Here is a 10793-nt window from a genome sequence, read left to right as displayed (position 1 = left end):
GCACGTCCACCGCCGCTGGTTGAGGTGCGAGGCGTCGTTCAGCACGTCCACCGCCGCTGGTTGAGGTGTGAGGCGCCCCAGCGCCGAGCCTCGAAACCAGCAGCGGCCCGCTGCGCCGGACTGTGCCCACTACAACCCGCCCGACAGGCCCGGAGGTTTCGAGGCTCCTCGCTAGCGCTCGTCGCACCTCAACCACCGGGAGTCCGCCACCTACCGGAGGCGACCGCGACGCGCTCGCGCGGACAACGAGGCGCCGTGATGAGGCACACAGCGCGCTCGGAGCATGGTGCGGACTAGCCTCGTGGTTGTCCTTCACGAACGTGGACCCGCAGCGGCGGGCCGCGAGTCACGAATGAACGGAGCTCGACGATGAGCAGCACCCCCGAGGAGACCGCCCCCTACGGTGGCGACACCGCGCCCGCAGCCTCCCCCACCCCGATCAAGCGGGTCCGCACGCACCACCTGCGTGAGATGAAGGAGCGCGGCGAGCGCTTCTCGATGCTCACCAGCTACGACCAGCTGACCGCGCAGGTCTTCGACGAGGCCGGCATCGAGGTGCTGCTCGTCGGCGACAGCGCCTCCAACAACGTGCTCGGCAACAGCACGTCGATCCCGGTGACGGTCGACGAGCTGCTGCCGCTGACCCGGGCGGTCAGCCGCTCCGTGACGCGCGCGCTCGTGGTCGGCGACCTGCCGTTCGGCAGCTACCAGGCCTCGCCCGAGCAGGGCTACCTCACCGCCGCGCGGTTCATGAAGGAGGGCGGCGCGCACTGCGTGAAGCTCGAGGGCGGCGTCGAGATGGTGCCGCAGATCGAGCGGATGACGCGCGGCGGGATCCCCGTCATGGCGCACATCGGCTTCACCCCGCAGTCCGAGCACGCGCTCGGCGGCTACCGGGTGCAGGGCCGTGGCGACGCCGCGGAGCGGGTGCTGCGCGACGCCGAGGCGGTGCAGGAGGCGGGCGCGTTCGCGGTCGTCATGGAGATGGTGCCCGGCGACGTCGCGGCCGAGGTGACCGCGAAGCTCACCATCCCGACCATCGGCATCGGCGCCGGCAACCAGTGCGACGGCCAGGTCCTCGTGTGGCAGGACGCCTTCGGCCTGCGCACCGGCCGCATGCCCCGCTTCGTCAAGCAGTACGCCGACCTGCGCTCGGTGCTCCTCGACGCGGCGCGGACCTACGACGCCGAGGTCAAGGACGGCAGCTTCCCCGCCGCCGAGCACACCTTCTGATCCCCCGCTGATCCCCCGCCGATCCCCCGCTCATCCGTGACTGCCCCCGGCGGTGCGCCCACCGGCGTACCGTCGGGGCATGCGGACCCGAATCGCCGCCGTCGCGGCCGCCGTCCTGCTGGTCCCGACGGTCGCGTGCGCCGACGCCGGTGACCCGATGGACTCCCGCGAGGAGGCCGCGCGCGACCGGACACCCGCGGCGTCGCCTCGAGCGCCGTCGACCCGGCCACGCCCGGAGCGGGACGTGCGGCGCCGGCGGCCCGGGCTGCGCTGCCGCGGCTGCGGGTGGAGGTCCTGGCCGAGGGCCTCGACCACCCGTGGGAGGTCAAGCAGCTGCCGTCGGGCCACCTGCTGGTCACCCAGCGGGAGCGGCGCACCCTCACCCTGCTGAACCTCTCCGGTGGCAGGCGGAACCTCGCCTTCCCGAGTGCCCGGGTCTGGGCGCAGGGCGAGACCGGCCTGATGGGGCTCGAGGTCGACCCCGCGTTCGCCAGGAACCGGCGCATCTACACCTGCCAGGGCTGGCGCACCGGGTCCGGACGCCACGACATCCGCGTCAGCGCCTGGACCCTCGACGCCGCGCTCACCCGGGCGCGGCTCGTGAAGCACCTCGTGACCGGGCTGCCCTCCAACAGCATCGGCCGCCACGGCGGCTGCCGACTGCTCGTGCCGCGCAACGGCACCCTGATGATCGGCACCGGTGACGCCGCCGTCGGCACCAACCCGCGCAACCTCGACTCGCTGGGCGGCAAGGTGCTGCGCGTCAACCGCTTCACCGGCGCCCCCGCCCGCGGCAACCCGTGGTTCGGCCGCACCGGCAAGCGGCGCCTCGTCTTCACCTTCGGCCACCGCAACGTGCAGGGCCTGGCCCAGCGGGCCGACCGCACGCTGTGGGAGGTCGAGCACGGCTCGTACCGGGACGACGAGGTCAACCGCCTCGGTGGTGGCCGTGACTACGGCTGGCACCCGGTGCCGGGTTACGACGAGAGCGTCCCGATGACCGACCAGCGCCTGCCCGGGCAGCAGACCAACGCCCGGTGGCGCTCCGGGGACCCGACCATCGCCGTGTCGGGCGCGGACTTCGTCGTTGGCGCCGCCTGGGGCGGCTACCGCAACAGCCTCGCCGTCGCGGTGCTGAAGGACCAGCGGCTGATGTTCCTCCAGCTCGACCGCAACGGGGTGCGCCAGTGGGTGCGCTTCCCCGCCGCGCTGCGCACCTGGGGCCGGCTGCGCGACGTCACCACGTCACGCCAGGCCCTGCTGGTCACCACCGACAACGGCGGCGGCCGGGACGTGGTGCTGCGCGTCCGACCGCGCTGAGCACCGCGGGTCCGGCCGGCACCGGCGTCGCTCAGTCCAGCCCTCGGCGGGCCAGCAGCGGCTCGATCGGTGCCGGGCGGCCGCGCCACTCCAGGTAGGACGCCAGCGGGTCGCGGGTGCCGCCGATCCCGATGACGTGGCGCAGGTAGGCCTCGCCGTTCTCCCGCGTCAAGCCGCCGTTGTCGCGGAACCAGGCCACGGTGTCGGCGTCGAGGACCTCGCTCCACACGTAGGAGTAGTAGGCGGCGGCGTACCCGGAGCTGAACGCATGCGCGAAGTACGGCGTCGAGTAGCGCGGCGGCACCGCCGGGTTGTCGAGGCCGACGGCTGCCAGGACCTCCTGCTCGAAGGCCGGCACCGCCTCCGGGTCGGTCGGCACCTCGTCGGGACCGAGCTCGTGCCAGGCGAGGTCGATGAGCGCGGCGGCCAGGTACTCACTGGTCGCGAAGCCCTCGTTGAAGGTCTCGGCGGCACGCAGCCGTTCGACGACCTCGGCCGGGATCGGTTCGCCCGTCTCGTGGTGGACCGCGTAGCTGGCGAGCACCTCCGGCCACAGCAGCCACATCTCGTTGACCTGGGAGGGGTACTCCACGAAGTCGCGGAACACCGCGGTGCCGGCCAGCTTCGGGTAGGTCGCCTGCGCGAGGAGCCCGTGCAGCGCGTGGCCGAACTCGTGGAAGAGGGTCCGGGTCTCGTCCCACGTGAGCAGCGTGGCCTCGCCCTCGGCGGGCTTGGGGACGTTCAGGTTGTTGACGACCACCGACGTCCCGGTGCCGAGGAGTCCGCACCGGGTGACGAAGCTGCTCATCCACGCTCCGCCGCGCTTGGAGTCGCGGGTGTAGAGGTCGAGCAGGAAGAGCCCGACCGGGGTGCCGTCGCGGGTGACCTCGAAGACCCGCACGTCCGGGTGGTAGCCCGCCAGGTCGTCGCGCTCGGCGAAGGCCAGCCCGAACAGCCGGCCCGCGGCGAAGAAGACGCCGTCCTGCAGCACCCGCTCGGCCTCGAACCACGGGCGCAGGGCGGCGAGGTCGACGTCGTGCTCGGCGGCGCGGACCCGCTCGGCGTAGAACGGCCAGTCCCACGGCTCGACGTCGAAGCCGGCCTTCGCCGACAGGGCGGCCTGCTCGCGCCGCGCGTTGCGGGCGGCCGGTGCCGCCAGCTGCTCGAGCAGCGCTCGTACGGCGGCCGGCGTGCCGGCGGTGTTGTCCGCGGTCACCAGCGCGGCGTGGTTGTCGAAGCCGAGCAGGCGGGCGCGCTCGGCACGCAACCGGAGGATGTCCAGCGCCAGGGCCCGGGTGTCGTGCTCGCCGCCGCGGCTGCCGCGCGAACGCTGGGCCACCGACAGCCGCTCGCGCACGGACCGGTCGGTGAGCGCGGCGAGGTGCGGGTGCGCGGTGGGAAGGACGAGGGTGAGCAGGTACCTGTCGTCGAGGCCGCGGGCGGTGGCGGCGGCCGCGGCGGCCGACACCTCCCCCGGCGTCAGGCCGTCGAGCTCGGAGGCGTCGTCCACCACGAGCGCCAGGTCGTTGCTGTCGGCCTGGAGCGCCAGCTCGAAGGCGGTCTCCTTGCTGGAGATCTCGCCGTTGAGCTCGCGCAGCCGGGCCTTGTCGTCCTCGTCGAGGGCGGCGCCGGCGAGGCGGAGCTCGGCGACGTACCGCTCGACGAGGTACGCCGCCTCGGGGTCCAGCCCGCTGGTGTCGGCTGCGACCGCCTGGACCCGCTGCCACAGCGCCGCGTCGAGCTGGATGGCGTCGGCGTGCGCCGCGAGCCGGGGCGCGAGCTCGGCCCGCGCGGCATCGACGGTCGGGGAGGAGTCCGCGCTGGCCTTGTTGTAGAAGACCCGCATCACCCGGGAGAGCGCAGTCCCGCTGAGCTCGAGCGGGACGATCGTGTTCTCGAAGGTCGGCGGCTCGGGGTCGGCGGTGATCGCGGCGACGGCGGCGAGCTGCCGGGCCATCGCCTCCTCGATCGCAGGCGCGTAGTCCTCGTCGCGGATCTCCGCGAAGGGCGGCAGCTGGTGCGGCAGGTCGCTCGGCTCGAGCAGGGCGTGCGTCGTCACTCCGTCACTGTAGTGACGGGCTCCTCGTCGGCGGGTGCGTCCGGCTCGGTCGACGGTTCGGGCTCGCCCGCCTCGTCCTCCGGCGCCTCGTCCTCCGGCTCCTCGTCCTCCGGCTCCTCGGCCTCCGGTGCGGGCTGCTCGGTCGGTGCGGGGCCGGCGGTCGGCTCGGTGGACGGCTCGGGCTCCGGGGTCGGCTCGGGCTCCGGGGTCGGCTCGGGCTCCGTCGACGGCTCGGGCTCCGGGGTGGGCTCCGGCTCCTCGCTCGGGTTCTGCTCCGGGTCGTCCGTCAGCAGCGGGCTCGCGCCGCGGCCACCACCCGGTCGGGCGTCGGCAGGGCCCGAGCGCGGGACCGGCCGGGCCGTGGGCCGGGTCGCGTGCGTCGTGCGTGCGGACCGCGCCACCTCGTCGTCCTTGCGGCCGCAGTCGCACAGCTCGGCGAGGCCACCGTCGGGCACGTAGCTCATCGGCAGGGCGACGGCCAGCGCGTGGCTCTCCATCTCCTCGGCGTAGAGGTCGACGAGGGCGAGCACGGTGTCGGCGTACCCCTTGGCCTGGTTGAAGGACGCCAGCGCCTTGCGCAGCTCCTTCTCTTTCGACAGGTCGGCGCGCGAGGAGCACAGCAGGACGCTCAGCCCGAGCGCGGCGTCGTCGAGGTCGTGGGGGTTGCGGCGCGCGTCGCTGTCGGCGTCGACCGCGACGGCCGACCACGTGGCGGGCAGCAGGCCCAGCGGGCCGACCGGCGCGTCCCAGCGTCGGTCGTGGTCGAGCTTGCCGCCGTCGGTGTCGCTGACCTTGTTGCGCCCGCCCCGGCCGTCCTGGGCCGTGCCGATGATGGCGGGACGGACCAGGCCGGTGTCACTGACCTTGCCGGTCAGGTCCTCGCGCTGCCCGTGGTTGGACTCGATGCGCCCGATGGCGGCGAGGACGAGCCAGTCGACGTTGCAGCCGGCGGCGCCGTCGATGATCGAGGCCGCGCGCTGGTAGGCCAGCAGGGCCGCGGACGGGGCGTCGAGCACGGAGCCGTCGTACCCCGCGGCCGCGCCGACAGGTGCACGGACCGCGGTCGGGACGTGGGCGACCTGCTGCGGCGCGCCGGCCGCAGCGGGCACGTCGGCCGGCGCGGCGTCGGGGGCCGGGCCCGCCGGCTCGGCGGCACCGGGGTCGGTCGTGGTGGTGGTCGCGGTCGGGATGCCGCGGCCGGTGACACCGGTCAGCGTGAGCACGAGCGCCAGCGCCGCAACCAGCCCGAAGACACCCAGCGTGCGCCACAGCCAGCGACGGGCCGGGCTGGTGGAATCCCCCATCACCACCGCACCTCTCCTGAGGAAGATCGGACTCGTCCCAGTGTTCGCCCTCATCCGGTTTTTTGCAGCACTTTCCGCCGATCTCGCGGCGGGACGTAGGTCACGACGGCGTTCGCACGCGGAGCACGGCACGTTCTCCATCGCATCCGATGGATGAGAGGATGCCGCCCGTGGCCGAGCTGATCTTCCGAACCGGGACCATGGACGCCGGCAAGTCGACCCTCGCGCTGCAGACCAACCACAACCACGCCGCCCGGGGTCGCTCCGGGCGGCTGTTCACCTCGCACGACCGCGCCGGCCAGGCCCGGGTGTCGTCGCGGCTCGGGCTGACCGCGCTGGCGCAGGAGGTCGAGCCGGGCTTCGACTTCTGGCGCTACACCGTCGACGCCCTCACCCAGGGCGCGCGGATCGACTACTTCATCTGCGACGAGGCGCAGTTCTACACGACCGAGCAGATCGACCAGCTCGCGAAGGTCGTCGACGAGCTGCAGATCGACGTCTTCTGCTTCGGCATCCTCACCGACTTCCGCACCCGGCTCTTCCCGGGGTCGGCACGGCTGGTCGAGCTGGCCGACCGGACCGAGGTCCTCCAGGTCGAGGCGCTGTGCTGGTGCGGCAAGCGGGCCACCCACAACGCCCGCACCGAGAACGGCGTGATGGTCACCGAGGGCGAGGTGATCGTCGTCGGCGACGTCGACTCCGAGCCCGCCGCCCCCGCGGACGCGGACGTCGAGGTCGCCTACGAGGTGCTCTGCCGCCAGCACCACCGCCGACGGATGACCGCGGCCCGGGCACGGGCCGTCAGCCTGTCGCCGGAGCCGCTGCCGTTCGCCTGAGCCACCGACCCGGTGCGGTTCCCGCCGGCTCAGTCGACGAGGACCGGGATCAGCATCTCCTCGGGCGTGAGCGAACCGTGCATGCCGATCAGCTTCGCCTCGTAGGGGAAGCTCTCGGTCGCGAGCACGGCGAAGTCGTCGCGGCAGGCCACGACGACGTCGCCGATCCGTGGCAGCACCGACGGGTCCACGGCGCCGAACCAGCCGCGGCCGATCGCCTCGGCCCGGGTGAGCACCTCGGCGCGCTGCCCGACCACCTCGCGCCAGGTCGCCACGACGTCCGGCACCGCACCACCGGTGCAGTAGAGGTGGCGGAAGCGGGCCTCGCCGCCGACGATCGCGACACCGGAGCGGAGGTCGTCGTGCGCCGACACGTCGATCCGGGAACCGTCGGCGACGTCGACCATGCCGTGGTCGGCGACGACGACCATCCGGCGGTCCGCGGGCAGCGCCTCGCGGAGCTGCTCGGCCTCGTGGTCGATCATCGCGAGCTGCTGCAGCCACTGGGTGGAGGCGACGCCCCAGCGGTGGCCGGTCCAGTCGAGGTCGCCGTCGTAGACGTAGGTGAGGGTGGGCTGGCGCGGCCCCGGGCGGGAGGCGGCGACGACGGCCGCGATCCGCTCCCCGACCTTGTCGACGCCGACGTAGTCCGCCCCGCGGTGGGCGGCGACGGTCAACCCGCTGCCGTTGAACTCCCGCTTGTTGACGACGGTCACCCGCACCCCGGCCGCCTGCAGCGCCGCGAAGGCGGTGGTGTGCGGCTGCCACTGGGCCGGGTCCACGTCGTGGTCCCACAGCAGGGCGTTGAGCAGCTCGTCGGTGCCCGGGATCCGGGTGGTGAAGCCGACCAGGCCGTGCGCGCCGGGTGTGAGCCCGGTGCCGAGCGAGGTCAGGGACGTGGAGGTGGTCGACGGGACGCCGGCCGTTGCCGGGGTCGACGTGGTCAGCAGCGAGGAGAGGTACGGCGCCGCGTGGGCGTACCGCTCGAGCAGCCGGGCGCCGAGGCCGTCGATGAGGAAGACGACGTACGACGCCGCCTCGGGCAGGACCAGGCCGGAGGGTGCCGGCCCGAGCGGGGCGCCGAGCGCGTGCGCCGCGGCCGGCACCAGGTCACCGAGCGAGCGGACGCCGTACGCCGGCTCGCAGAAGCCCGCCGGCCCCGGTTGCGCGCCCGGGTCGGCCACCTGCTCAACCACGGGTGAGCGCGGACAGGGAGGCGGCGAACGAGAGCANCCCGCAGCGAGAAGTCGTCGGAGGACAGCGTGCCGGTGTAGCCGTGGTCGGCCTCGCACTGCGGGTCGTCGCACCCGGCCGGCTCGAGGTCGACGCGGCTCACGGCGCCCCAGCCGATGGTCAGCACGGCCTCGGCCGGCGGGCGCGGCCCGGCGGTCGGGTTGGTCGTCATCCGGGTGACCACCACCGACGCCACCGCGCTGAGGCTGACCGCCTCGGTCGACGTCGAGGTGTAGGGCTCGGGCAGCAGGTCGTCGCCGGCGTGCTCGTCGGTGTGGGCGAGGATGAGCCGGGTCGGGGTCAGCACGACCACCGTCTGGTGGCGGCGCACCTCGTCGCGCTCGAACGTCGGCTCGTGGTGGACGTAGAAGGACACCACCGGCTCCCCGCCACAGGCGTCGGTCACCGCGTCGGCGACGACCTCGGGGTAGTAGCCGGTGCGGTTGATGGCGGTGTGGAGCTCGGCCATCCGGTCCCGGTGGTCACCAGTGCGCGCACGTGCGTTCGGCATGGGTGGAATCCTCGCACGACCACCCCGCGCCCCACCGGGACGGGGGCGCACGCCGCTGGTCGCGGTGCGAGGCTCAGTCGGGGATGGTCGTGATCAGGTCGGGCATCCGCCGCACGAACGAGTCCGGGCGGGGGTCCTTGACCGCGGCGACCCGCGCGGTGGCGGTCAGCACCCGGGCCCCGTCGACGCCGGCGAGCACCAGCGAGAGCTCGAGGGAGCTGACCTGCGGCAGGTCGTTCTGGAGCTCGGCGACGCGGGTGATCAGGTCCTCGATCGCGGCGACGTCCACAGCCTCGGCACCGCGGTAGCCGAAGAGCAGCGGCGCGCTCTTCACCTCCCGGATCATCGCCGAGACCTCGTGCTCCCCCAGCGGCGGGATCCGGTAGGACCAGTCCTGGAGCAGCTCGATGACCGGGCCGGAGATGCCGAAGGAGACGACCGGGCCGAACAGCGGGTCCTCGAACGAGCGGACGGCGATCGGGACCCCGGTGGGGGCGTTGCGCTGGACCACGAACCGGCCCGTCGCCGGGTCCACGAGGCGGCACAGGTCGTCCCAGGCCTCACGCATCTCGGCCTCGTCGTCGATGTTGCGCCACACGTGGACCTGGTCGGGCCGCTCGCGGACCGACGGCAGGGTCGACTTGAGCACGACGTTCCAGCCGAGCGTCTCCCCCGCGGCGACCGCGTCGTCGACGTCCCTGACCTGCAGGGTCGGCCACAGCTCGATGCCGTAGGCCGCCAGCAGGCGCGTCACCTGGTCCTGGTCGAGCTCGACCTCGCGGTCGGCGGCGACCACGGCGGGGTCGGACAGGATCCCGTTGACCAGCCGGCGGGCAGCGCGGACGTCGACGTCCTCGGCCTCGGCCACCTTCCCGTCGGGGTTCTTCAGCCACACCGCGTAGTCGACGACCCGGGCCAGGGCCCGCACCGCCGCCTCGACCGCGGGGTACGACGGCACGGAGCCGCGTCCCGCGGAGGAGCCCGCGACGTCGGGCACCCGCAGCAGCTCGGGGATGCCCTCCGCGCCGAGGAAGGACGACACCAGCGGCTTGTCCGACTGCTCGCCGACCGCGGCGAGCACGTTGGCGACCTCCTCGCCGCTGACGTCGAGCGGCGGGATGTAGACGGCGATGACGGAGTCGACGTCCGGGTCGTCGATGGCGTCGTCGAGCGCGTCCTCGAAGTCCTCCGCGGTGGCGTCGGCGCCGAGGGCGACGGACCGGTTGACCACCAGCCCGACGGCCGAGGCGGCGTCGGCGGCGAGCAGGCCGAGCGCGTCGGAGTTGCCGACGATCGCGACCCGGCGCCCGCGCGGCAGCGGCTGGTGCGCGAGCAGCTGGGCGACGTCGAACATGTCGTCGAGGGTGTCGACCTGGATCACGCCGGCCTGGCGGAACATGGCGTCGACGGCGGCCTGCGGGGCACCGATCCGGCGGACCGCGTGGCCCATCGGCACGCCCTGGGTCGTCCGGCCGGACCGGACCGCGACGATCGGCTTGCGCTTGGAGACCCGCCGCGCGATGCGGGAGAACTTGCGCGGGTTACCGATCGACTCGAGGTACATCATCACGACCTCGGTCGCGTCGTCCTCCTCCCAGTACTGCAGGAGGTCGTTGCCGGAGACGTCGGCGCGGTTGCCCGCGCTGACGAAGGTCGAGATGCCCAGGCCACGGTTCTTGACCTTCTCCAGGATCGCGGAGCCGAGGGCACCGGACTGGCAGAAGAAGCCGGCTCGACCGCGGTTGGGCATGACCGAGGAGAGCGAGGCGTTGACCTGCACGGTCGGGTCGGTGTTGATCGCGCCGAGGCAGTTGGGGCCGATCAGGCGCAGGCCGTAGGAGCGGCACAGCCCCGCGAGGTGGCGCTGCCGGCGGCGGCCCTCCTCGCCGGTCTCGGCGAAGCCGGAGGAGATCACGATCAGCCCGTGGACACCCTTGTTGGCACAGTCGAGGACGACGTCGGTCACCGCGTCGGCCGGGACGGCGACGACCGCGACGTCGACGTCGTCGGGGATGTCGTTGACGTTGCGGTAGGCCGGCAGGCCGGAGACGGCGGGCGCGCTGGGGTTGACGACGTAGACGCGCCCGGTGAAGTCGGCCATCACCAGGTTGCGGACGAGGACCTGGCCGATGGTGTCCTGACGGCGGCTGGCACCGATGATCGCGACCGACTTGGGGTGGAAGAAGCGGTGGATGGAGGCGGCCTCGGCGGCGTGCTCGCGGTCGCGCATCACCCCGATCGCGGTGTCGGTCGGGTCGATCGGGAACTCCAGCGTGATCACGCCGTCGTGGTAGCCG

8 protein-coding genes are annotated in these 10793 nt (G+C 73.5%); 3 read left to right on the top strand and 5 right to left on the bottom strand.

What is annotated here, in order from left to right:
* The first annotated feature begins 369 nt into the window (after positions 1-369).
* Both panB and L615_RS05005 read left to right on the top strand, forming a co-directional pair.
* The gene (panB, locus tag L615_RS05010; RefSeq protein ID WP_028656323.1) at positions 370-1233 is read left to right on the top strand and encodes a 3-methyl-2-oxobutanoate hydroxymethyltransferase; all 864 of its coding nucleotides are present in this window, start codon (positions 370-372) and stop codon (positions 1231-1233) included.
* Positions 1234-1518: 285 nt separating this feature from the next.
* Positions 1519-2553, top strand: a complete 1035-nt coding sequence (locus L615_RS05005) for a sorbosone dehydrogenase family protein (protein WP_186449741.1) — start codon at positions 1519-1521, stop codon at positions 2551-2553.
* A 31-nt stretch (positions 2554-2584) separates the two neighbouring features.
* Here L615_RS05005 and L615_RS05000 read toward each other — a convergent pair whose 3' ends face one another.
* Together L615_RS05000 and L615_RS04995 are read right to left on the bottom strand one after the other, a co-directional pair.
* Positions 2585-4612 carry a M3 family metallopeptidase gene (locus tag L615_RS05000; protein WP_186449740.1) on the bottom strand — a complete coding sequence of 676 codons (2028 nt, stop codon included), beginning with the start codon at positions 4610-4612 and terminating at the stop codon, positions 2585-2587.
* A complete protein-coding gene (locus L615_RS04995; RefSeq protein ID WP_145724322.1) occupies positions 4609-5916 on the bottom strand; it encodes a lytic transglycosylase domain-containing protein in 1308 nt (435 codons plus the stop codon). The genes L615_RS05000 and L615_RS04995 overlap by 4 nt, the downstream gene beginning before the upstream one ends.
* 170 nt (positions 5917-6086) lie before the next feature.
* Between L615_RS04995 and L615_RS04990 the strand changes: the two genes are divergently transcribed.
* The gene (locus tag L615_RS04990; protein WP_028656319.1) at positions 6087-6752 is read left to right on the top strand and encodes a thymidine kinase; all 666 of its coding nucleotides are present in this window, start codon (positions 6087-6089) and stop codon (positions 6750-6752) included.
* A gap of 29 nt (positions 6753-6781) precedes the next feature.
* Here L615_RS04990 and L615_RS04985 read toward each other — a convergent pair whose 3' ends face one another.
* The 3 genes from L615_RS04985 to L615_RS04975 all read right to left on the bottom strand — a co-directional run bounded on the left by L615_RS04985 (position 6782) and on the right by L615_RS04975 (position 10777).
* Positions 6782-7798 carry an alkaline phosphatase family protein gene (locus L615_RS04985; RefSeq protein WP_261376564.1) on the bottom strand — a complete coding sequence of 339 codons (1017 nt, stop codon included), beginning with the start codon at positions 7796-7798 and terminating at the stop codon, positions 6782-6784.
* Positions 7696-8496: a DUF5998 family protein gene (locus L615_RS24055; RefSeq protein ID WP_261376562.1), complete on the bottom strand. Its 801-nt coding sequence runs from the start codon at positions 8494-8496 to the stop codon at positions 7696-7698. The genes L615_RS04985 and L615_RS24055 overlap by 103 nt, the downstream gene beginning before the upstream one ends.
* A gap of 73 nt (positions 8497-8569) precedes the next feature.
* On the bottom strand, positions 8570-10777 hold the full coding sequence (locus tag L615_RS04975; RefSeq protein WP_261376561.1) for an acetate--CoA ligase family protein: 2208 nt from the start codon (positions 10775-10777) through the stop codon (positions 8570-8572).
* Positions 10778-10793: the final 16 nt, after the last annotated feature.

Source organism: Nocardioides sp. J9 (genome assembly GCF_007829375.1).
Classification (GTDB): domain Bacteria; phylum Actinomycetota; class Actinomycetes; order Propionibacteriales; family Nocardioidaceae; genus Nocardioides.
Note: the sequence above shows the minus strand (reverse complement) of the source record. Positions and strands in the feature narration are given on the sequence as shown.

Bases quoted from the DNA above. Each gene is read 5' to 3' on its own strand.
- L615_RS04995 (WP_145724322.1), bottom strand. From the start codon at position 5,916: ATGGGGGATTCCACCAGCCCGGCCCGTCGCTGGCTGTGGCGCACGCTG.
- panB (WP_028656323.1), top strand. From the start codon at position 370: ATGAGCAGCACCCCCGAGGAGACCGCCCCCTACGGTGGCGACACCGCG.